The sequence below is a fragment of the Acinetobacter sp. 24-47-62 genome, from assembly GCF_056779765.1.
Genome location: NZ_JBWYIN010000001.1, coordinates 195,261 through 217,861, shown reverse-complemented (window position 1 = coordinate 217,861; position 22,601 = coordinate 195,261). Strand labels below are relative to the sequence as shown.

General features: G+C 38.7%; 18 protein-coding genes and 1 riboswitch. Of the genes, 12 read left to right on the top strand and 6 right to left on the bottom strand.

Going from position 1 to position 22,601, the window contains the following annotated elements; all coding sequences use genetic code 11:
• Window positions 1-7: 7 nt before the first annotated feature.
• On the bottom strand, window positions 8-3,757 hold the full coding sequence (gene putA / locus AC1M87_RS01135) for a trifunctional transcriptional regulator/proline dehydrogenase/L-glutamate gamma-semialdehyde dehydrogenase (protein WP_481592703.1): 3,750 nt from the start codon (window positions 3,755-3,757) through the stop codon (window positions 8-10).
• A 125-nt stretch (window positions 3,758-3,882) separates the two neighbouring features.
• Between putA and AC1M87_RS01130 the strand changes: the two genes are divergently transcribed.
• On the top strand, window positions 3,883-4,374 hold the full coding sequence (locus AC1M87_RS01130; protein WP_035263751.1) for an Lrp/AsnC ligand binding domain-containing protein: 492 nt from the start codon (window positions 3,883-3,885) through the stop codon (window positions 4,372-4,374).
• Between the two features lie 45 nt (window positions 4,375-4,419).
• Here AC1M87_RS01130 and putP read toward each other — a convergent pair whose 3' ends face one another.
• Window positions 4,420-5,934 carry a sodium/proline symporter PutP gene (gene putP, locus AC1M87_RS01125; protein WP_481592702.1) on the bottom strand — a complete coding sequence of 505 codons (1,515 nt, stop codon included), beginning with the start codon at window positions 5,932-5,934 and terminating at the stop codon, window positions 4,420-4,422.
• 369 nt (window positions 5,935-6,303) lie between these two features.
• Here putP and AC1M87_RS01120 point away from each other — a divergent pair, with 369 nt between their 5' ends.
• Window positions 6,304-7,761, top strand: a complete 1,458-nt coding sequence (locus AC1M87_RS01120; RefSeq protein ID WP_481592701.1) for an aspartate ammonia-lyase — start codon at window positions 6,304-6,306, stop codon at window positions 7,759-7,761.
• 168 nt (window positions 7,762-7,929) lie between these two features.
• A complete protein-coding gene (locus AC1M87_RS01115) occupies window positions 7,930-8,817 on the top strand; it encodes a DUF4349 domain-containing protein (RefSeq protein ID WP_481592700.1) in 888 nt (295 codons plus the stop codon).
• 9 nt (window positions 8,818-8,826) lie between these two features.
• Here AC1M87_RS01115 and AC1M87_RS01110 read toward each other — a convergent pair whose 3' ends face one another.
• The 3 genes from AC1M87_RS01110 to AC1M87_RS01100 all read right to left on the bottom strand — a co-directional run bounded on the left by AC1M87_RS01110 (window position 8,827) and on the right by AC1M87_RS01100 (window position 11,087).
• Complete coding sequence (locus tag AC1M87_RS01110) at window positions 8,827-9,549, bottom strand: SIR2 family NAD-dependent protein deacylase (protein ID WP_481592699.1); 723 nt, start codon at window positions 9,547-9,549, stop codon at window positions 8,827-8,829.
• 75 nt (window positions 9,550-9,624) lie between these two features.
• Entirely contained in the window at window positions 9,625-10,533 is a 909-nt protein-coding gene (locus tag AC1M87_RS01105) for an alpha/beta fold hydrolase (RefSeq protein WP_481592698.1), read from the bottom strand.
• 11 nt (window positions 10,534-10,544) lie between these two features.
• Window positions 10,545-11,087: a PadR family transcriptional regulator gene (locus AC1M87_RS01100; RefSeq protein WP_481587528.1), complete on the bottom strand. Its 543-nt coding sequence runs from the start codon at window positions 11,085-11,087 to the stop codon at window positions 10,545-10,547.
• Between the two features lie 138 nt (window positions 11,088-11,225).
• Here AC1M87_RS01100 and AC1M87_RS01095 point away from each other — a divergent pair, with 138 nt between their 5' ends.
• From AC1M87_RS01095 to AC1M87_RS01085, 3 genes are all read left to right on the top strand, one after another.
• Complete coding sequence (locus AC1M87_RS01095; RefSeq protein WP_481592697.1) at window positions 11,226-13,250, top strand: 2,4-dienoyl-CoA reductase FMN-binding domain-containing protein; 2,025 nt, start codon at window positions 11,226-11,228, stop codon at window positions 13,248-13,250.
• Window positions 13,251-13,396: 146 nt separating this feature from the next.
• On the top strand, window positions 13,397-13,804 hold the full coding sequence (locus AC1M87_RS01090) for a nuclear transport factor 2 family protein (protein ID WP_481592696.1): 408 nt from the start codon (window positions 13,397-13,399) through the stop codon (window positions 13,802-13,804).
• 51 nt (window positions 13,805-13,855) lie between these two features.
• The gene (locus AC1M87_RS01085; protein ID WP_481592695.1) at window positions 13,856-14,956 is read left to right on the top strand and encodes a YheT family hydrolase; all 1,101 of its coding nucleotides are present in this window, start codon (window positions 13,856-13,858) and stop codon (window positions 14,954-14,956) included.
• 97 nt (window positions 14,957-15,053) lie between these two features.
• Here the strand turns inward: AC1M87_RS01085 and AC1M87_RS01080 are convergent, their stop codons facing one another.
• On the bottom strand, window positions 15,054-15,452 hold the full coding sequence (locus tag AC1M87_RS01080) for an internalin (protein WP_481588211.1): 399 nt from the start codon (window positions 15,450-15,452) through the stop codon (window positions 15,054-15,056).
• A 227-nt stretch (window positions 15,453-15,679) separates the two neighbouring features.
• On the opposite strand from AC1M87_RS01080, the gene AC1M87_RS01075 reads away from it, so the two are divergent.
• The 6 genes from AC1M87_RS01075 (at window position 15,680) to rodA (ending at window position 22,112) form a co-directional block, all read left to right on the top strand.
• Window positions 15,680-17,320, top strand: coding sequence for a CTP synthase (locus AC1M87_RS01075; protein WP_179998118.1), 1,641 nt, complete (start codon window positions 15,680-15,682; stop codon window positions 17,318-17,320).
• 32 nt (window positions 17,321-17,352) lie between these two features.
• Entirely contained in the window at window positions 17,353-18,210 is an 858-nt protein-coding gene (kdsA, locus tag AC1M87_RS01070; protein ID WP_035263729.1) for a 3-deoxy-8-phosphooctulonate synthase, read from the top strand.
• A gap of 46 nt (window positions 18,211-18,256) precedes the next feature.
• The gene (gene eno, locus AC1M87_RS01065) at window positions 18,257-19,546 is read left to right on the top strand and encodes a phosphopyruvate hydratase (RefSeq protein ID WP_180027787.1); all 1,290 of its coding nucleotides are present in this window, start codon (window positions 18,257-18,259) and stop codon (window positions 19,544-19,546) included.
• Window positions 19,547-19,812: 266 nt separating this feature from the next.
• Entirely contained in the window at window positions 19,813-20,202 is a 390-nt protein-coding gene (ftsB, locus tag AC1M87_RS01060; RefSeq protein ID WP_481592694.1) for a cell division protein FtsB, read from the top strand.
• The gene (ispD, locus tag AC1M87_RS01055) at window positions 20,168-20,893 is read left to right on the top strand and encodes a 2-C-methyl-D-erythritol 4-phosphate cytidylyltransferase (RefSeq protein WP_481587522.1); all 726 of its coding nucleotides are present in this window, start codon (window positions 20,168-20,170) and stop codon (window positions 20,891-20,893) included. The genes ftsB and ispD overlap by 35 nt, the downstream gene beginning before the upstream one ends.
• Before the next feature lie 82 nt (window positions 20,894-20,975).
• Window positions 20,976-22,112 carry a rod shape-determining protein RodA gene (gene rodA, locus AC1M87_RS01050; protein WP_092766373.1) on the top strand — a complete coding sequence of 379 codons (1,137 nt, stop codon included), beginning with the start codon at window positions 20,976-20,978 and terminating at the stop codon, window positions 22,110-22,112.
• Between the two features lie 395 nt (window positions 22,113-22,507).
• Window positions 22,508-22,596, top strand: a riboswitch (glycine riboswitch).
• The last annotated feature ends 5 nt before the right edge of the window (window positions 22,597-22,601 follow it).

Here is a 22,601-nt window from a genome sequence, read left to right as displayed (position 1 = left end):
AACAGAATCAAGCTTGCATGGTCATTAGACTCGCATTACCACCTGCAGCTGCGGTATTAATACTAATTGCACGTTCAATAAAGAAGCGTTCTAAAGGAATGTCATAATTACCAGGCTCTAGATGTGTAATTCCGATGATCGGACCTTGTCGCTGAGCCACTTTATCTTGCAATTTTAACAGTTGATTTTTGGTGCCATGATGTAGAATTGCATCAAAAGTACCTGTCTCAATATCAGCAATAATGGCGATACGTTGAGCGATTTCTTTAGGCATAGACTGTAAGTATTTTAGAACAAACGTATTTTCGCCTAGAACAGTTGGCTGAGAGCCGACCGCGAGAATGGCATGAAGTTGATGAATCTGATCTATTTCCTGATCTGCCAAGCTTAAAACACGATGTCTCGGTAACACAACATATTGATTGCTTTCACCTGTTGGCCCTTGTAATTCATAGCTATGTCCGACACAACTTGGTTGCAACGCCTTCATTTGATAATGAGGAAATGACTTATTGACCCAATCTTTATATTGATTCAATAAATTTTGATGTTCAGTCAATTCAACTGCTTGTTTTGTTGCATAAGGTTGTGCAATTTTTTTATGGGTACATTCATGCATTAACCGATAAATATACATCGGTCCACCAGCTTTTGGACCTGTACCAGATAAACCTTCTCCACCGAAGGGTTGTACACCGACAACAGCACCTACAATGTTGCGGTTAATATAGAGATTTCCAACTTCTGCTTTTGAAATTACGGTTTGTATGGTTTCATCGATCCGTGTGTGTAAGCCCATAGTCAAACCATAGCCTTTGGCATTGATTTGATCAATAAGTCGATCAAGTTCGCCATATTTATAAGTAATGACATGCAGTACTGGACCAAAAACTTCACGTTCAAGATCATCTAAATGTGGTAACTCAACCAAAGTCGGTTTAACAAATGTCCCTTGCTTGAGATGAGAGTCATCTTCATCCAACATGAGTTGTTGAACGGGATAGCCCAATGATTTCATTTTATTGATATGTTGATCAATGGTTTGTTTTGCTTCTCGATCAATTACAGGTCCGATATCAGTTTTTAATAAACTTGGAATACCGACACGCAATTGCTTCATTGCACCTTTGAGCATTTTGATCACGGTATGCGCATTATCTTCTTGAACACATAAAATTCGTAGTGCTGAACAACGCTGACCAGCACTATCAAATGCTGAGCTGACAACATCTAATACCACTTGTTCAGTCAGGGCAGAAGAATCTACGATCATGGCATTTTGACCGCCAGTTTCTGCAATGAGAGGTATTGATTGACCAAATTGATTCAGTCGTTTTGCAACGGTTTTCTGCAAAATTTTCGCAACCTCAGTTGACCCTGTAAACATAATACCTTGAATACGATGATCACTACTGAGTTGTGCACCCACTGTTTCACCACGTCCTGGCAAGAGCTGTAAGACAGATTGTGGTACGCCAGATTCCCAAAGGATCTGAACTGCAATTGAGGCAATTAAAGGAGTCTGCTCCGCTGGTTTGGCGATTACAGTATTCCCTGTTACAAGTGCCGCCGCGATTTGACCTGTAAAAATTGCCAATGGGAAGTTCCAAGGACTAATACACAGTACTGTACCTAAGGGTTGAATAACGGCTTTGTGTTCTAGATCTTTCACTTGTGCTGCGTAGTAGCGTAAGAAATCTACTGCTTCGCGTACTTCAGCAATCGCATTGGCAAATGTTTTACCGCTTTCACGACTGAGCAGAACCATCAGCTCTTCAAGTCGAGACTCCATCACATTGGATGCGGTAATTAAATATTCTGCACGTTGATCTTTATCTAAATTTTGCCAATCCTGCTGTGCTTCAGTCGCATTAACTAACGCCATTTCCACTTGCATGGCATGAGTTTCCGTCACTTCACCGACAATATCTTGATGGTTTGCAGGATTGAGAATTGCAATTGACTCTGTATCGTGTACGGATTCATCTAATCTCAGACCCATTGGGGTGGCTTTAATTTGAACTTTAGACCATTGTTGATAAGTATGATTCAAATGTTCAAGGTCTTGGTCATTTGCAAGATCAATTCCAAGAGAGTTAGGGCGATGATCAGCATATAAATGTTTCGGGTATGGAATAGCAGGGTGCTTTAATCCAACTTTGCCTTCGATTCGACTTGTGACATCAATGGTTTGATGTGGATTTTCAATCAAGTCATCAATTTTGAGTGTTTTATCAGCAATACGATTTACAAAAGACGTGTTTGCCCCATTTTCAAGCAATCGTCTAACCAAATAAGCCAAAAGGGTTTCATGATTTCCAACAGGTGCATAAATTCGGCAAGGTACGCCAAGTTTATCATCTGCTTTAGAACCGACGACTTGTTCATAAAGTGGTTCACCCATGCCATGTAAACATTGGAATTCGTATTGTCCCTTATAATATTGTTCAGGATTTGCCAAATGATAAATAGTGGCTAAGGTTTGTGCATTATGTGTTGCGAATTGTGGATAAATAAAGTCTGGTTCAGCTAAAAGTTTGCGAGCACATGCAATATAAGATAAATCTGTGTGCACTTTTCGAGTAAAGACAGGATAATCGGTCATGCCTTCAACTTGTGCTTTCTTAATTTCACTGTCCCAATAGGCGCCTTTGACTAAACGAATCATTAAACGTTTTTGACTACGCTTAGCTAAATCAATGATGTAATCGACCACGTAAAAACATCTTTTTTGATAAGCTTGAATCACAAATCCAATGCCTTTCCAGCCATTCAATTTTGGTTCGAAACATAAGCGTTCAAGAAGTTCCAATGAAATTTCCAGCCGATCAGTTTCTTCAGCATCGATATTTAGACCAATATCATATTGTTTCGCTAGAACAGCTAAATTAAAGACTTTGTGATAAAGCTCATCGTGTACACGGTCAATTTGCGAGCGTTGATAACGTGAATGAAGCGCCGAAAGTTTGATTGAGATACCGGGGCCTTCGTAAACATCTTTGTCAGACGATGCCTTACCAATCGCATGAATCGCATTTGTATAATCTTGATAATAGCGCTCCGCATCATGATCTGTAAGTGCTGCTTCACCTAACATATCATATGAGTAACGGAAGCCTTGTTCTTCTAATCGTTCGGCATTATTTAACGCCTCATCAATGGTTTCACCTGTAACAAACTGTTCACCCATCATACGCATAGCAACATCAACGGCTTTGCGAATAATGCCACGGCCACTTCGTGCCAAGATGCCTGTGAGTAGACCAGATAAACTATTTGCTTTAGGTGTTTCCATTAATTTACCGGTCAACATTAAGCCCCATGCTGCCGCGTTTACAAACATTAGGCTGCTTTGACCTAAATGATCTTTCCAATTGCCTTGGTTGATTTTGTCTTTGATCAATAAGTCACGTGTTGCTTTATCAGGGATACGTAACAGCGCTTCAGCTAAACACATGAGCGCAATACCTTCTTGTGAAGATAATGAAAATTCTTGTAATAAACCCTGTACAATGCCTGCTTTGCCCGCTGACCCTTTACGTTCACGTAATGAATGCGCTAAATTGAAGGCTAATTGATAAATTTTGTCTGAAATTTCTTGATCAATCTCGGTCTGTTCGAGAAGTGTTTCGACACATTCAGATTCATCACGGCGCCATGCACGATTTATTTCTAATTCTAGATCTGATTTATCTTTAAATTCAGTAATGTCTTGAATGTCTAATGGGCGAGAAAGGGGTGAGCTAAGTTGTTCCATGAGATATACGCCAGCGTCCTGTGACAATGAAATAGATTTATCTTTAAGGTTTATTTAATTTATAATTACAGAAAATATGGTGCATAACTCACTATAATTAGAGTTAAATTTAGAGAATAATTCGCATGCAGACTCAAATGATGACCTTGGATCGTACAGATTTAAAAATTTTAGATATCTTGCAAAAAGATGGGCGTCTATCAAATATAAAACTTGCTGAAATGGTCAATCTTTCTCCCACAGCAGCGCTTGCTCGAGTACAAAAATTAACCAAAGATGGGTATATTACAGGTTATGAAGCCAAGTTAAATCCAGATCTGCTGAATCGAAGTTTTGTGGTATTTGTCGAAATTTTATTAGATAAAACAACTCCAAATGTATTAGAAGAATTTTCTGATGCAGTCAGAAGTTACCCTGAGATTGTTGAATGTCACATGATCAGCGGTGGGTTTGATTTTGTAGTTAAAATTCGTTGCGCCAACATGGAAGAGTTTCGTAAGATCTCTGGACAGGTTTTATGGCAACTGCCTGGCATCAAAGAAACCCGTAGCTATCCAGTGATGGAAGTTATTAAGGAATCTTCGCAAGTGCAACTTAAGCAAACATTTAAAAAGTAAATGTATAAGAAAGGGGCTATAAGCCCCTTAATTTTTTATTTCTCATTACCTTCCATTTTTGATTTCTTGCATTTCAATTTCATATTTCTGTTGAGCTTCATCAAAACGGTCAGTCACATCTTGCGCTGGCGGGCGGCCTAATAAACTCACCACCATAATACTCACCCAAGATAAAATAAAGCCAGGAATGATTTCATAGACGCCAGTATTAGCCATGGTGTTTTTCCATACAATGACGGTAACAGCACCAACAATCATACCTGCCAATGCACCATTGATGGTCATTCGCTTCCAGAAGAGAGATAGGATAATCAGTGGTCCAAATGCTGCACCAAAGCCAGCCCACGCATAAGCAACTAAACCGAGTACCTTGCTGTTCGGATTCATTGCAAGGAAGATCGCCATAATCGCAACGATTAATACCATCAAACGACCTACCCAAACCAGCTCGTTTTGTGATGCAGATTTACGAATAAATGCTTTGTATAAGTCTTCTGTAAGCGTGGTAGAGCATACCAATAGCTGGCAACTGAGGGTACTCATCACTGCTGCAAGAATCGCTGCAAGAATCACTCCTGCAACCCATGGATTAAATAAAATTTTAGTTAATTCCATAAAAACAGTTTCAGGATTTGCATTGACTGCAGCACCGAGTTGAGGAAACGTATCAAAGTAAGCGATTCCGAAATAACCGACAGCGACTGCACCACCAAGACATAGAATCATCCATGTCATTCCAATTCGACGTGCTGCTGGAATAGACTTCACGGAATCTGCTGCCATAAAGCGCACAAGAATATGTGGTTGACCAAAGTAGCCAAGTCCCCATGCCATTGAAGATAAAATTGCTACAGTGCTGAGATCTGAAAGTAAATTATTCGCTAATGGGCGTGCGGATTCCACAATGACACTAACTTGCTGAGCATTTTCACCAATGGCTAAATAGGTCATTACTGGAGCAAGTAAAAGCGCAAAGATCATCAAGCCTGCTTGGAATGTATCTGTCCAGCTGATGGCTAAGAAACCGCCAATACAGACATAACTGATCGTTGCCACTGCTCCAATCCAAAGGGCTGTGTTGTAATCCCAGCCAAATAGGCTTTCAAATAAACGTGCACCTGCGACCATGCCAGAGGCACAATAAATTGCAAAAAAAATCAAAATTACAAAAGCTGAGATGATACGAAGAACTTTTTTTCGATCACCAAAGCGGCTGGTGAAATAGTCGGGGAGAGTCAATGCGTTATGTTGAATTTCGGTATGAACACGTAGACGACCCGCGACCAAAAGCCAGTTCAACCAAGCACCGATAATTAAACCAATGGCAATCCAAGCTTCGGATAAACCTGAGAGATAAATTGCACCAGGTAGACCCATGAGTAACCAGCCACTCATATCTGATGCACCTGCGGATAATGCAGTGACGACACTGCCTAAACTCCGACCACCTAAAATATAATCATCAAAATTATTCGTGGCTTTGTAGGCATAAAGCCCAATGCCAAGCATCGCCACAATATAAAAAATAAATGTGATTAGCGTAGGATTTAATTGGCTCATTGCTATGCCATCCTTTGTCTGTCCTAAATGACCATCTTTCCGAGATGAATTTTTAATCGAATTATTCGAGGAGCTGATTCAAGCATGTTTTGAAAATTACGCTCTGTTACATTTGAGTGAGATTTATAGTCGTTTAGTGAAACTGAATGTAATTTTAGTTACAAAGACTATTTTTTCAAAAAAAGTTTACTTTGAGGTTTAAAACAATTCTATAAATGATTGTCTTTAACATAAAGTTACATTAGTCACTTAAACAGCGAAGTTGTAATTTTTTATTGCATAAAGAAGTATTAAATCAATAGTGAAAATAAGCATGAAGCCTATCATCGATATTGCATGATAATGGTGCATTATTGTTGAGTAATAAAAGTGTCTACGGTTGAATTTGATAAAACAAGAATAGAGCAGGATCTGCTCGGTGAAAAAGCGGTTCCTTTCGATCGTTACTATGGGATTCATACCCTACGTGCGATGGAGAATTTTCAGATTTCGCATCAACAGATAGGTGAAAACATACATTTTATTCGTGCATTGGCACAGGTTAAAAAAGCATCAGCACAGACAAATTTAAAATTTTCCAAATTGAGTCAAGACGTCAGTCAAGCGATTCAATGGGCTTGTGATCAATTGATTGAGCAGCCTGAAAGCTGGAAATCTTCATTTCCAATTGATATTTATCAGGGTGGAGCTGGAACTTCTATTAATATGAATAGTAATGAAGTAGTGGCTAACCTTGCACTCGAGCATCTCGGCTTGCCAAAAGGTCAATATGATGTAATTCATCCAAACGACCATGTGAATAAATCGCAATCGACCAATGATGTTTATCCAACTGCATTGAGATTAGCAACATATTACAGTTTAGAAGATTTATTGTCTCAAGTGCGCTCATTAATCGCTGCTATTGAGATCAAAGCATCTGAATTTCAACACGTAATTAAAATGGGGCGAACTCAACTCCAAGATGCTGTACCTATGACACTCGGACAAGAGTTTCGTGCATTTGCGACGCTATTAAAAGAAGACTATCGCCTCATCCAAAAGATGCGTCATTTACTGCTAGAAATAAATTTGGGTGCGACTGCGATTGGAACGGGTGTGAACACACCTCATGGATATGCACAAGAAGTGGTTCAAAAGCTTTCTCAAATTACTGGATTGAAATTACAAGGTGCTGAAGACTATGTTGAAGCCACCAGTGATTGTGGCGTATTTATTATTCTATCAAGTACTTTAAAGCGTTTAGCCGTCAAGCTCTCAAAAATTTGTAATGACCTGCGCTTATTAAGTTCAGGGCCTCGTACGGGATTAGCTGAAATTAGATTACCTGAATTACAAGCTGGCTCATCCATTATGCCTGCGAAAATCAATCCAGTTATTCCTGAAGTAGTGAATCAAATTGCTTTTAAAGTCATTGGTAATGATTTGACAGTGACCATGGCAGCTGAAGCGGGGCAATTACAATTAAATGTCATGGAACCTGTAATTGCACTGACCATGAATGAATCAACCAATTTATTAATTCAAGCAATGCAAACACTTGAAAACAAGTGTATTCAAGGTATTACTGCAAATGAACAGACTTGTTACGATGCAGTGATGCGAAGTGTTGGTATCGTCACATTATTAGATCCGATTCTAGGTCATGCCAAATGTGATGAAATTGGGAAGGTTTGTCTTGCAGAAAATAAAACCATTCAGCAAGTTGTCATTGAGCAGAATCTTTTGACGCAAGAGCAGTTAAATCAAATTTTCTCTTTTGAAAATTTAGTGTCTGAGATCGCGGGTCATGTTGTCGATGATATGAACATGGACAAAGTAAGTTAATAGAGTAGGTAGAATCTGAAAGTCAATTGAATATAAATTGATGGCATATTTCATTCAATGAGGTATGCCATTTTCATTGAAACTTTTAAGTATAATTTCTTAATTGAATGTTTATAATAATTAAAATTATGAGCCATAAATACAAACATTATAATTTAGAGAAAATGAATGAAAAGAATAGTAATAAGCACGCTGCTGTGTTCGATGTTGCTGGCATCCTGTTCAAAAAAAATAGAGGAACATTCTGCTGAAGCAGTTCAAGAAAATACTGCTGATACGCAAGTTGATATGCAAGAAGCGGCTGAACCAAATACTTTGCCCGTCCAGGAGCAAAAACCTGAGGTCATATTAAATCAAGAGGTTAATCCAGTTGAACTGACTCGTCGTATGGTTCGAGAGGCGCAAGTTAACTTTACTGTTAAAGATGTGGTGAAAAGCAGTTTAGAGATAGAAAAAATAACCCTTGAAGCTGGCGGATTTATTGAAAGAAAAGATATTGATTTCAATGTGGTTGATCTTAAACGTCAGAATATTTCAGAAGGCAAAGTAAAAGTATTTGAAAAAGTTGAACCTGTATCTTTTATGGTGCTACGTGTACCGAGTGAGCGTGCCCCACATGTTGTTAATCAACTTTTACCTTTAATGTTTTTTTTGAATCAGCAACGCTATAGTGCACAACGTTTTGAATTGAAGCTTCTCCAAGAAAAAATGAATCAAGCAGAGACTATTTCAAGTCAAGCACGACCAGCTCATTTGAATGAAATCACACGGCTCACTCAACTCGAAGTTCAAGACCGTGTTAAATTCAGTACGATCAGTTTACAACTGAATCAACCAACACTAGTCCGAGAAAGGGTTGATATTGATATTGATGCAGTGGCGCGATTAAATGGTGATCACTTTATTCAGCGTGCTTGGAATAGCATCAAATATGGCTGGCAATTTGTGCTCGATCTTTTGGTGTTTTTATTAATGATTTGGCCTTTGTATTTGATTGTCTTAATTGGCTTCTTGTTATATCGATGGTTAAAACCTTATTTTGATAAACTCAAATAAGCCCATGCCTCAATTTGGCTGAACTGAAGAAAGAAGTTTGGCCAAATCTTGCATTCCTTCGGTTGCTGATTTTGAGATACATGTATAGTGTTGTGGCACACGGCCGAGATCGGCTTTAGGGTCGATATAATACGCATCACAACTTGGTGAAATACTGTGTACTAAGCCTGCAACAGGATAAACAGCTAAGCTCGTTCCAATCACAACAAAGATTTCAGCTTGCTGGCAAATCACTTCTGCTTCTTCAAAAGCGGGAACGGATTCACCAAACCATACGACATGTGGACGAAGTGGGTATCCAGCGTCACAAAAGTCACGAGAAATATCCAGTTCAGTACCTTCAATTGTGTAAAATTTGTCTGTGAATTGAGCATCTGGCCCCGAGGTTTTGGCGAGTCTTATATTTCCATGAAGATGCAGTACTTTTTTGCTTCCAGCGCGTTCATGTAAGTCATCAATATTCTGCGTGATCACATGTACATCAAAATGTTGCTCAAGTGCTGCAATCGCAAGATGTGCTGCATTAGGTTCAGATGCTAAAATTTTTTTTCGCCGTTCATTGTAAAAGCGCTGTACTAAAACAGGATTGTTACGCCAAGCTTCGGGCGTTGCGACATCCTCTATGCGATGGTTTTCCCAAAGTCCATCGCTATCTCGAAATGTATTGATACCACTTTCAGCACTCATACCAGCACCCGAAAAAATCACAAGCTTTGTTTTAGACTGATTCATCCAATCTCCATCCTATTGATTTTGTGCCCACGTATGACGTCTGGATCAACTTAATATTCAAATATTCATTAGAGCTTATATAGTTTGATTCAGAAATTTAGAAATTTCTTGTACGAATTTAATGGGTTCATTGATCAAAGGCGTATGCCCTGAGCGCTCAAACAGTACGATACGATGATTTTTAACCGATTCAGCAATGAGCTTTTGCCCTTGCGCTGGATAGAGTGCGGATTTAGCGCCGATAAAAAAAGTTGCTGGACATTCTAACTTTGAGATCGATGCTCTGTAATCTTCTTTATGGTTTAGATAGTTGTCAATGTACCAACGCATATAGTCGAGACGTTGCATAGGGAGGATTAACTTTTGAATTTTCGGTTGATTGAGTGTTGTTTTAAAAATTTTAGCGCTCAATTGATGATTATCTTGTAAAGATAAAAACTTAACCCAAAGCTCGACTAATTCGCGGCTTAAGTGAGTAGGTAATTTACTCAGGTTTTGATAATTTTCATGTTGATGTAAAAAAGAAGAAAGTTCGATGAGTAGCTTTTTGAACTCTGGATAGCGATCGCCCAATAGCCCGAAACTCCAAGTTTCATCAGAAGGTATTTTAGGGGTTTGATCAATATGCAAGTATGCTTGGATTTGATCAGCAAATTGACCATATTGCATACCATGCATGGCAGTAGTTGCCCCCATAGAATAAGCAATCACTCTATATTGTTGTCTAGGGCGTTGACTGATCAATGCCTGAATATCGTTCCAGTGACTTGAAATAGCATCAGTATCTGGAATTTTACAATGCTTAGACCCACCAAAACCGCGCCAGTCAGGAATAATGAATTTATATTTCTTTAAATTAAGTGCAAAAAAAGGAATCCATTGCCAACTTTGCATTCCTAAACCAGATAGCACCAAAACAGGTTCACCTTGACCAATTTCACGAACATATAATTTTTCGTCATCTTGCATGGTATAAAATGGCATAGATATATCCTTTATTTTGTATTCATTATTTTCAATTGTGGAATTACACGTTCTAACCAACTGATCCAACCTTGCTCTAATTCAATGCCTAATTGAAGAATCATTTTGTGAATATAGAGTGTACGGTCATCATTATCTTTATTAGCAAAATCTTTATCGTAAATCGCTTGATATATTTTTAACTTATTTTTATGAATCTCTAAATGAGATTCCAATTCTGTCAACACATTATTACCACCTAGTTGTGCTTCAGCTCTTAAACGCACCATCAATTCTTCTCTGAGTTGGGCAGGCTCACTATGCTGTACCATCCAATTGGCAAGTTCAGTTCGACCTAGAGCATCAACTTTATATTTTTTCTTTCTCGAGTTGGGATCGCCTTCATCAATAGTCGAAATCCAACCTTTTTTTTGCATAGCATTGAGTTCACGATAGATTTGTTGGTGAGTTGCATTCCAAAAGAATCCCATAGAACGGTCAAAGCGACGCGCAAGTTCAATACCTGTACTTGGTTTTTCAATGAGACTGGTCAACAAAACATGTGCTAAAGACATAAATCATATATCGTAAAATCTTGAATCAACTTTATTATGCAACATGTTGCATAAAAAGCAAAATTAGAATATATATTTATGCAACAAGTTGCATGAAGCACACAATAATAGCAAGCAAACGCGAGCCATGAGGTCAGAATGTCAAATTATCCAAACTTACTTGCACCACTAGATTTAGGTTTTACCACTTTAAAAAATCGTGTATTGATGGGTTCAATGCACGTAGGTTTAGAAGAGGTTGAAGGTGGCTATGAACGTATGGCCGCATTTTATGCTGAGCGTGCTCAAGGACAGGTCGGTCTTATCGTGACGGGGGGGATTTCACCCAACGATGCTGGTGTGACTTTTGCTGGAGGGTCAAAATTAGACTCGATTGCTGAAGCTGAGAAACATAAAATCATTACACAAGCAGTACATGATGCTGGCGGTAAGATTGCAATGCAGATTTTGCATACTGGTCGATATTCATATCAGCCTGAAAATGTTGCGCCATCAGCAATTCAAGCACCAATTAATCCAGTTAAACCTCATGCTTTAAGCTCGGCTGAAGTTCATCAAACCATTGATGATTTTGCTAACTGTGCAAAGCTGGCTCAATATGCAGGTTATGATGGTGTTGAGATTATGGGGTCTGAAGGTTACCTCATCAATGAATTTATCGCAGCACGTACCAATCACCGTGATGACGAATGGGGTGGGAGTTATGAAAACCGCATTCGTTTGCCGATTGAAATTGTAAAACGTACCCGTGCAGAGGTGGGTGAAAACTTTATTATCATTTATAGACTTTCGATGCTCGACTTGGTTGAGGGCGGTTCAACGCTTGAGGAGGTCATCCATCTTGCAAAAGAAATTGAGAAAGCTGGCGCAACCATCATTAATACAGGTATTGGTTGGCATGAAGCGCGTATACCCACGATTGCAACGAAAGTACCTCGAGCAGCATTTACATGGGTGACAGAAAAGCTAAAAGGTGAAGTCAATATTCCATTGATTACCTCAAATCGTATCAATACCCCTGAAATGGCTGAACACGTGTTAGCTTCAGGTCATGCAGATATGATTTCTATGGCTCGCCCAATGCTTGCAGATGCAGAGTTTGTACTAAAAGCTGAACAGGGTAGAAGTGACGAAATCAACACGTGTATTGGCTGTAACCAAGCGTGTTTGGATCATATTTTTTCACTCAGAATTGCGTCATGCTTAGTTAATCCACGTGCATGCCATGAAACTGAACTCATTTTTAAAGAAACCCATACGCCTAAAAAAATTGCTGTCATTGGTGCAGGTCCTGCAGGATTGAGTTTTGCTACTTATGCAGCTGACCGTGGTCATCAGGTCATCATCTTTGAAGCAACCGATCAAATTGGGGGGCAATTCAATATTGCAAAAACGATTCCAGGAAAGGAGGAATTTTATGAGACATTGCGTTACTTTAAGCGAAAAATTGAGTTGCAGCCTTTAATTCAATTAAAACTTAATCATACTGCAACTTTTGAAGAGCTTAATACAGATCAGTTTGATGAAATTGTAGTCGCTACAGGTGTGACACCTCGACATTTAGATATTGAAGGAATTGATCATCCAAAAGTGTTGTCTTATATCGAAGTTTTAAGAGAGAAAAAATCAGTCGGACAGCGTGTTGCGATTATTGGTGCTGGTGGTATTGGTTTTGATACTGCTGAGTATCTAACCCATGAGGGGGAAAGTGGAAGCTTGAATCCTCAAAAATTTTATGATGAATGGGGAATTGATACATCTTATTCTAATGTAGGAGGTTTAAAACCTGCTCAAGTAGAACAGCCATCACGTGAAATCTACTTATTACAACGTAAAGCCACTTCAGTTGGTGCAGGCTTGGGTAAAACGACGGGTTGGATTCATCGTACTGGATTAAAAAATCGCGATGTAAAAATGATTCCAGGTGCAACGTATAACAAAATTGATGACCAAGGCTTACATATCACAATCAACGAACAAACTACCGTCTTAGACGTGGATCATGTGGTGATTTGTGCAGGTCAAGAATCATATACGGCTATGTTTGATCAACTTGAGCAGGCAGGTAAAAAAGTTCATTTAATTGGTGGGGCGAAAGAAGCGGGTGAGCTAGATGCAAAACGTGCGATTCGTCAAGGTGCTGAATTGGCTGCCAAGATTTAAGCCAGAAAATTTCTCTCCTGTATTCTAGATGAAAGTGCGAGAAGAGGATTTGGAGAGGGTACTTAATTGAATGAGACCTCTCCTTGACGCAGTATTCTCCCTTTTCTTCTAAAAGATTGGACTGATACAACAAAAAGGACGTAACAATGACACTCGAAACCACACAAAAATCTATTCAACGTTGGCACCACATGCTTGAAACGCGTGATTTAAGTCTATTGAATGAGCTTTTGTCTGAAAAAGTCGTATTTAAATCACCTGTCGCATTTAAGCCTTATCCAGGCAAACAGGTTGTTACTTTTATTTTGAGCAATGTGATTGAGATCTTTGAAAATTTTCGTTATCACCGTGAGTTCTATACAGCAGATGGGCTTAGTGTTGTGCTCGAATTTTCTGCAAATGTCGGTGAAAAAACATTAAAAGGAATTGATATGATCCAGTTTAATGAGCAAGGTCAAATTGTTGACTTTGAAGTGATGATTCGGCCTAAAAGTGGCTTAGAGGCTTTGGCGTTGCAAATGGGTCAACGTATGGCTCAATTTCTACCAAAATAAATTAGGCATGTTTTTGGCTTATGAATTGGAGTAAGTAAATTCGGAGTCTGTATGAATCTTAATCAGCGTTTCAAGTGGATGCAAGAATTCACTCAAACCCAACTTGATCATTTTACTGGTGCAGCTATACCTTCAATCTATTTTAATCCGCAAGGTGAGTTAGCGCATGTGATTTCAAACTTGAAACGTTTGCATTATAAATATAGACCAACGCCGTGGCTCTCGAATACGCATGCTCACTTGGTGTATTTTGATAAAATTCGAAAGAAAACCGTAAAATTAGAATATGACTTCATTGAACAGTTAACAATGTCTGATGGGGGAACGACGGGTATTGCTTGGTATGGCATGCATCTTTCTGCGGAAACGCCAACTATTTTAGTGCTACATACCATTACTGGAAGCCCAGCCAGTATGAGAGAATTGGTCAGAGACTTACATCAAGTAACTGGTTGGCGTATCGCATTGTGTTTAAGACGAGGGCATGCGGGTCTACCACTTTCAGTTCCTAAAATTAATCTTTTTGGAAACACGCAAGATCTAAGAGAGCAGATTGAACATATTCAACAGCGCTTACCATATTCTAAATTGTATGCAGTTGGGTCTTCAGCAGGAACTGGATTATTGGTTAGATATTTAGGTGAGGAAGAAAGCTCCACACCAATTCAAGCGGCTTTCGCACTTTGTCCTGGATACAATACGGAAACTGGGTTTTCAAATGTTCATCCTTTTTATAGCCGTTTGATGGCAAAAAAGTTAAATGCACATTTTTTAAAACCGTATGAGCAACATTGGCGAAATTTAGAAAGTTTAAAGCAACTGAGTGTTGCTAAAGATTTATTTGATTTTGAAAAAACATATTATCAGTTCGCTGGATTTGAAAATTATGACGCATATTGTAAAGCGACAAATCCCATCTATGTCTTTGAGAAGATTAGAGTGCCGTTGATGATTTTAAATTCGGAAGACGATCCAGTATGCCATATCCGCAATTTAGAGCCTTATAAAGAAGTGATTCAACATATGCCGAACATGGCAGTAGTGACCACAAAAAAAGGAAGCCATTGCTGTTTCTATGAAGGTAATAAAAATCCAGAATCTTGGGCACACAAATTAATTGCAGAATTTTTTTTAGAATTAGAGAAAGCCTGACAATTTTTGTTGTTTATAAATGAATAACAATTTGACTTTCATTCATGTTGACATTAAAAAACCGAGTCTTGTCACTCGGTTTTTTTAAATTCGAAAATTAGTTTTCTAAAGCAGGGGTAGCAGCAGCAATAGCAGCGGCAACAGCATCATCTTCAGATTGAGAACCACCTGTTGATGCACTTGGAGAAGGTGTAGGGCGTTCTACATTTTCAACAGCTGGTGCTGGCGCAGGATTCGTTTGTGCAGGAGCATCACGGTATTCACGACGAATAGTCGCTGACGTATTGTTTGTCTCCTGATGCTCAATTTCAACTTGAGTTGGTGGTTCAGGTTCGATTTCTGGTTCAGAAATCTCTATGTTCTCAATTTGTTCTGCCTGTTCAGTTGTTTCAACAGTTTGTTCCTGTTCTTCTTCCTTAGGCGCTTCTTTTTTTACACATGCAGTAACGAGAAGTGCAGATAAGATTGCACCACCGATTAAAAGTTTTTTATTCATAGTTGCTCAAAACAAACTAGCTAGATCGACTGACGTAGTATAACAGCAAATTAACAGATGAAAATCACTGAAAGTGTGCGTGAATCTTTATTGGAAATGATGATAGAATAACCAATTGTTTATTGTTCTTTGAATTGATGCGGATTGACTTTGCTTTATAGGTACAGAGTAAAGTAAAATTGCGCAACATTGCAGGCCGATTTAGGCTCGATTGTACGAGAAACCCAATGACCCATTTTATTTTCGTTACTGGTGGTGTTGTTTCATCACTAGGTAAAGGTATTTCAGCTGCTTCAGTTGCTGCACTTTTAGAAGCCCGTGGATTAAAAGTAACCATGGTGAAAATGGATCCATATATTAATGTCGATCCAGGGACGATGAGCCCGTTCCAACATGGTGAAGTTTTTGTCACAGAGGATGGTGCGGAAACTGACTTAGACTTGGGTTATTACGAACGTTTCTTGCGTCGTGCGAAAATGACCAAGCTTAATAACTTTACATCTGGTCGCGTGTACCAAGACGTTTTAAATAAAGAGCGTCGCGGTGATTACCTTGGTGGAACAGTTCAAGTTATTCCACACATTACAGACAATATTAAAGAACGTGTTCTTCGCGCTGGCGAAGGCTATGACGTTGCTATTGTTGAGATTGGCGGTACAGTAGGTGACATTGAATCTCTCCCATTCATGGAATCTGTTCGTCAGTTAATGGTTGAACTTGGTCACAAACGCACAATGCTGATGCATTTAACGTTGTTGCCATATATCAAGTCAGCTGCAGAGTTGAAAACAAAACCAACTCAGCACTCGGTGAAAGAATTACTCTCAATCGGTATTCAACCAGATATTTTGATCTGTCGTACTGAACACGATGTTGATGCTGATACAAAGCGTAAAATTGCGTTGTTCACGAACGTAGAAGCTCGTGCAGTTGTGGTGTGTAAAGATGCACGCACCATTTACGAAATACCACGTACGTTCTATGAGCAAGACGTTGATGATTTAATTTGCGAGCGTTTTGGTTATAACGATTTACCAGAAGCCGATCTTTCAGATTGGGATAATGTCGTAGAAGCATTATTAAACCCTGAATACACTGTTCGTGTTGCGATGGTGGGTAAATATGTTGAACTTCCAGATGCTTATAAATCTGTGAACGAAGCACTTTTACATGCGGGTATTCAAAACCGCGTTAAAGTTCAAATTGATTATGTCAATGCCGAAGAACTTGAAAGCCAAGATGTAGCAGAAGTGTTGAAAGATGCTGACGCAATCTTAGTTCCTGGTGGTTTTGGCGAGCGCGGTACTGAAGGTAAGATGCAAGCGATTAAATTCGCACGTGAGAATGGAATTCCATTCCTTGGTATTTGCTTAGGTATGCAACTTGCGGTCATTGAATACGCACGTAATGTTGCTGGTATTGCAGATGCAACCTCAACAGAATTTAACCGTTCAACTAAATCGCCTTTAATTGGTTTAATTACGGAATGGTTAGACGAACGTGGTGAAGTACAGCAACGTTCTGTAGATTCTGACCTTGGTGGAACAATGCGTCTTGGCGCTCAAAAATCAGAATTGGTTGAAGGCACTAAAACTGCAGAAGTGTATGGTTCAGTAGAAATTATTGAACGTCATCGCCATCGTTACGAAATGAATAATCGTTATATTCCTGCTTTAGAAGAAAAAGGCATGAAAATTTCTGGTTATTCACCAATCCAACGTTTAGTTGAAACTGTTGAAATTCCTCAACATCCTTGGTTTATTGCTGTACAATTCCACCCGGAATTTACAAGTTCTCCACGTGATGGTCATCCATTATTTGCTGGTTTTATTGATGCTGCTAAAAAACAGTATCAAAAATCGAAATAATGAATGTCTTAGGACATAACTAGGAAGTTTAAATGTCACAATTAAAAGCACAAGAAATTGTACGTTTAGGCGATATACAAATGGCAAATCATTTGCCATTTGTATTATTCGGCGGAATGAATGTACTTGAATCAAAAGATTTAGCTTTTGAAATTGCAGAAACTTATGTTGATATTTGCAAACGTTTGGATATTCCATATGTTTTCAAAGCAAGCTTTGATAAAGCAAATCGTTCGAGCTTAAATTCTTTCCGCGGACCTGGTCTTGAAAAAGGAATTGAGTGGTTAGCTGACATTAAAAAACATTTTAATGTACCCATCATTACAGATGTTCATGAACCATATCAAGCAGCACCTGTGGCTGAAGTGGCTGACATCATTCAATTACCTGCTTTCCTCAGCCGTCAAACAGATCTTGTTGAGGCAATGGCAAAAACTCAAGCCATTATCAATATCAAAAAAGCGCAATTCTTAGCACCGCATGAAATGCGTCATATCCTGCATAAATGTTTGGAAGCCGGGAATGACAAGCTGATTTTATGTGAGCGTGGCTCAGCATTTGGTTACAACAACTTAGTTGTCGATATGCTTGGTTTCGACATCATGAAAGAAATGAATGTGCCAGTCTTCTTTGATGTGACACATGCACTTCAAACCCCAGGTGGTCGTGCAGATTCAGCAGGTGGTCGTCGCGCACAAATTACGACATTAGCGCGTGCGGGTATGGCTACAGGTCTAGCAGGTCTTTTTCTGGAAGGACATCCTGATCCAGAAAAAGCAAAATGTGATGGACCTTGCGCTCTTCGAATGTCTCAACTTGAGCCATTCTTAGCTCAGCTTAAAGAATTGGATACCTTGGTTAAAGGTTTCAAAAAATTAGATACACACTGATGCAGCGTTAGACGCATCGTTTTATTAATCAACTGAGGAATTGTTCATGAGCCAAATCGTTGACATTCGTGCACGTGAAATTTTGGACTCTCGTGGTAACCCAACCATCGAAGCAGACGTTATCTTAGCATCTGGCGTAGTTGGCCGTGCATGTGCACCATCTGGTGCTTCAACTGGTTCTCGTGAAGCTTTAGAACTTCGTGATGGCGATAAAGCACGTTACTTAGGTAAAGGTGTTAAAACTGCTGTGAACAACGTAAACACGTTAATCCGTGACGCGTTAGTGGGTAAATCAGTATTCGAACAAAAAGACATCGATAATACGATGATCGCTTTAGACGGAACTGAAAACAAAGAAAAATTAGGTGCGAACGCAACTTTGGCAGTGTCTTTGGCTGCTGCGCGTGCTGCTGCTGACGAAAAGAAAATTCCTCTTTTCCAATACATCGCAGACCTTCGTAACAACAGCATTTTAACAATGCCTGTTCCAATGATGAACATCTTAAATGGTGGTTCACATGCGGACAACAACGTTGATATTCAAGAGTTTATGATTGAGCCAGTTGGCTTTACTTCATTCTCTGAAGCGCTTCGTGCGGGTGCAGAAATTTTCCATTCTTTAAAATCAGTTTTAAAGAAACAAGGTTTAAATACTGCTGTTGGTGATGAAGGTGGTTTCGCGCCAAACTTACGTTCAAACGAAGAAGCAATTACAGTTATTCTTGAAGCAATTGAAAAAACTGGCTACAAAGCAGGTTCTGACATTATGCTTGCGCTTGACTGTGCATCTTCAGAATTCTACAAAGATGGTCAGTACATCCTTGCTGGTGAAGGCAATAAAGCATTCACAAACAACCAATTCTCTGACTACCTTGCTGGTCTTGTAAACCAATATCCAATTATCTCTATTGAAGATGGTTTAGATGAATCTGATTGGGAAGGTTGGTCTTACCTAACTTCGATTCTTGGCGACAAGATTCAATTGGTTGGTGATGATTTGTTTGTTACAAATCCTAAAATCCTTCAACGTGGTATCAACGAAAAAGTTGGTAACTCTATCCTGATTAAGTATAACCAAATCGGTACGTTGACTGAGACTTTAGATGCGATCTATCTTGCTAAAGCAAATGGTTACTCTACAGTGATTTCTCACCGTTCTGGCGAAACTGAAGATTCTACAATTGCGGATCTTGCAGTAGGTACTGGTGCTGGTCAAATCAAAACTGGCTCACTTTGCCGTTCTGACCGTGTAGCGAAATACAACCAATTACTTCGTATTGAAGAATTAACGAATGCTATTTACCGCGGTAAAGCTGAGTTTAAAGGTTTAAATTAATCGTTTAGATTATTTTGAATTTCAAAAAACCACTCTGTAAAGAGTGGTTTTTTTTGTTATTAAGCTATGAAATAAAAAGTGTAAATATAATGACTCTAGAATATTCAATAACTTTTGATATTTAACAGTACATGTTTTTAAAAGAAACCAATCAATGTGAATTTGTTTAACATTTGCATATTTAACACAGTTACACATACTACCTTTCTTTGTTTTAGGGTATATTAGTGCTCTAATTTCATGATGTTAACTAAGCCTCAAATATAATGTTAGACGTCTTTAAAACTACTTCAAGTAAAGTGATTTTGCTGGTGGCAATAATTTTAATTGCCATCTTTCAATATCGCTTTTGGCTCGGTGAAGGAGGATATTTCCCTCATCAGGCGCTACTTCAGCAAATGAATCAACAAGCTGAAACAAATGAAGAGTTAAAAGAGCGTAATCGTATTCTGGCTGCTGAAGTATATGATCTAAAAAATGGTGTAGAGGCGATTGAAGAACATGCACGTTTAGATCTTGGCTTAATTAAGCCTCATGAAACGTTTATTCAAATGAGTACAATCAGTACGAATTATAAGCCGATTTACATCGGCCCAAATGCTAACGTAGATTTAAGAACCAATGAGTCTAGACAACCTGAATCTGAACAACCGTAAATTATGGGCTATTATTCCGGCAGCAGGTTCTGGTAGTCGATTTTCCAAATCAGCGTTAAAGCAATATCAAATTATCCAGAATAAAACTATACTTGAGCATACTGTAGAACGTATTGCTCAATTGCCTATTGCTGGCTATGTATTGGCAATCTCAGAGCATGACCAATTTGCTCAGACACTTCAATTTGCTAAATCAGAAATCCTTCATTTCTGCTTAGGTGGTCAGGAGAGGGTTGATTCTGTACTTAACGGTTTAAAGTATTTAACCAATATTGCAGATGAAAATGATCTGGTGTTTGTGCATGATGCTGCTCGACCTTGTGTCAGCTTGAGCAATTTAGAATCTTTGATTCGCCATGTTATCGAATCTAAGCATAGCGCAATTTTAGCAACGCCTGTACGTGATACTTTAAAAAGAGTAGATCAGTCGAGTGCCATTGAAAAAACTGTAGATCGAAGTGCATTGTGGCAAGCACAAACTCCACAATTGTCGACCATTAAATTGCTAAAAACTTCGATTGAACATGCATTAACTCACAAGATCACAATCACGGATGAAGCGAGTGCGCTTGAATATGCTCATCATCCAGTAGATGTGGTGATTGGACGATCTGATAATATTAAAATTACTTATCCTGAAGATTTAGAACTTGCTCGTCTGATTCTTCAGTCACAGTCTGACTCGAAATAATTTAGTTTTATGTTTGGGACTTTGCTTAAATAGCCAAAACATTGTCTTATAATAACGCCACTTAGAATATGCAATTCAGCCAATGATACCTTCACAACAGTACCGTTTTTTGCGTCATGCCTTGAGAGATGGACGAACAATCAAACATGATTCGTCACGTTGGACTAAATTACATTTAGATCCATGGTTACTTGGTTTTTTGATATTAAACGCAGCTTTTGGACTCATGGTTGTTTATAGTGCAACCAATCATGATTCAAGCATGGTGATTCGTCAGGCGACCAGTTTTGGTATCGGTTTTATTTTGCTGTTTATTTGTGCACAAATTCCTCCAAAAGTTTATCAAATTGTCAGTCCTTATCTGTATGCATTTTCGATTGTGCTTCTGCTTTTGGTATTGCTAATTGGTGATGTCCGCTTAGGCGCAAAACGCTGGATTTCTATTCCTGGATTAGGGAGTGTGCAGCCCAGTGAATTTATGAAATTTACGATGCCACTCATGATGGCTTGGTTTTTCAGTCTGCGGACTTTACCACCCAAATTTATGCATATTCTCTTTGCATTATTTCTGATGATGATTCCTTTTGTTTTAGTCGCATTACAGCCTGACTTAAACATTGGATTAATTATTCCCGGAATTTTTGTCATTTTTTTAAGTGGTATTTCTTGGCGTTTGATTGGGGCTGTGGTCGCTGGGTTTGCAGTGGTTGCACCATTATTATGGAATTTCTTTCTACAGGAATACCAAAAAAAGCGAATTTTAACTTTATTTGATCCTGAATCAGATCCGCTAGGTGCAGGGTGGAATATCATTCAGTCTAAAATTGCGATTGGTTCTGGTGGACTATTTGGTAAAGGTTTTAATGAAGGAACACAGTCTCATTTAGGTTATCTCCCCGAACATCATACAGACTTTATTATGTCTGCTTATGCAGAGGAATTTGGCTTTTTTGGTGTGTTCGTATTATTTGTTATTTTTGCTGCGATCATTATTCGTTGTTTGATTATTTCCATGAACAGCTTCCATAATTTTGGACGTCTTTATGCGGGTGCGGCAGGTTTAACTTTCTTTTTCTTTGTGTTTTTGAACAGTGGAATGGTGAGTGGAATACTTCCAGTAACGGGTGATCCATTACCACTCATGAGTTATGGTGGTACGGCAGTCATTGCAACGCTTGCAGGTATGGGCATTGTAATGTCTATACATACTCATCGCTAAAACATCTGGGGTTGACAGCAAATTTTCAACTCACATTCTGCTTACTCTCACATCTATTGAAACTTTGAGCTTCAATGATTGCTCTAATCAGTCATTACACTTTTATGCTGAAGAAGATGAAAGTGTAGATGGAGGTTGATCTATGCTATTTGAGAGAGTAACTCTAAAAAAATTAACTTATTTCCTCATTTTTTTGTAATAACTAAATTTTATCGATGGTAGAGAAAATTTGAGCTAAACAATGATCTTTGTAACGTTTCCCAAGCTAAAAATTCCTGTCTTAGCTGTTGTCTTAAACTTGGTTATCCATTTGTATAAAAATATTTTTTAAAATTGATTTTCGTAGATGTATAAAAAAATTAACTATGGCATATTAATTGCTGAATAAGAATTAAACGAATATTGCAGGAGAGAGGTCTTCTGTAGATCCGCCGAAGGAGCAACGACCCCGGAATCTCTCAGGCAAAAGGACTGTAATTATTCTCAATC

Excerpts from the sequence above, each read along its gene's own strand:
- ispD (WP_481587522.1), top strand. The coding sequence starts at position 20,168 with ATGAGTCTAGACAACCTGAATCTGAACAACCGTAAATTATGGGCTATT.
- AC1M87_RS01130 (WP_035263751.1), top strand. The coding sequence starts at position 3,883 with ATGCAGACTCAAATGATGACCTTGGATCGTACAGATTTAAAAATTTTA.
- putP (WP_481592702.1), bottom strand. The coding sequence starts at position 5,934 with ATGAGCCAATTAAATCCTACGCTAATCACATTTATTTTTTATATTGTG.
- rodA (WP_092766373.1), top strand. The coding sequence starts at position 20,976 with ATGATACCTTCACAACAGTACCGTTTTTTGCGTCATGCCTTGAGAGAT.
- AC1M87_RS01095 (WP_481592697.1), top strand. The coding sequence starts at position 11,226 with ATGTCAAATTATCCAAACTTACTTGCACCACTAGATTTAGGTTTTACC.
- AC1M87_RS01080 (WP_481588211.1), bottom strand. The coding sequence starts at position 15,452 with ATGAATAAAAAACTTTTAATCGGTGGTGCAATCTTATCTGCACTTCTC.
- AC1M87_RS01110 (WP_481592699.1), bottom strand. The coding sequence starts at position 9,549 with ATGAATCAGTCTAAAACAAAGCTTGTGATTTTTTCGGGTGCTGGTATG.
- kdsA (WP_035263729.1), top strand. The coding sequence starts at position 17,353 with ATGTCACAATTAAAAGCACAAGAAATTGTACGTTTAGGCGATATACAA.
- eno (WP_180027787.1), top strand. The coding sequence starts at position 18,257 with ATGAGCCAAATCGTTGACATTCGTGCACGTGAAATTTTGGACTCTCGT.
- AC1M87_RS01090 (WP_481592696.1), top strand. The coding sequence starts at position 13,397 with ATGACACTCGAAACCACACAAAAATCTATTCAACGTTGGCACCACATG.
- AC1M87_RS01075 (WP_179998118.1), top strand. The coding sequence starts at position 15,680 with ATGACCCATTTTATTTTCGTTACTGGTGGTGTTGTTTCATCACTAGGT.
- AC1M87_RS01100 (WP_481587528.1), bottom strand. The coding sequence starts at position 11,087 with ATGTCTTTAGCACATGTTTTGTTGACCAGTCTCATTGAAAAACCAAGT.
- putA (WP_481592703.1), bottom strand. The coding sequence starts at position 3,757 with ATGGAACAACTTAGCTCACCCCTTTCTCGCCCATTAGACATTCAAGAC.
- AC1M87_RS01115 (WP_481592700.1), top strand. The coding sequence starts at position 7,930 with ATGAAAAGAATAGTAATAAGCACGCTGCTGTGTTCGATGTTGCTGGCA.
- AC1M87_RS01105 (WP_481592698.1), bottom strand. The coding sequence starts at position 10,533 with ATGCCATTTTATACCATGCAAGATGACGAAAAATTATATGTTCGTGAA.
- ftsB (WP_481592694.1), top strand. The coding sequence starts at position 19,813 with ATGTTAGACGTCTTTAAAACTACTTCAAGTAAAGTGATTTTGCTGGTG.
- AC1M87_RS01085 (WP_481592695.1), top strand. The coding sequence starts at position 13,856 with ATGAATCTTAATCAGCGTTTCAAGTGGATGCAAGAATTCACTCAAACC.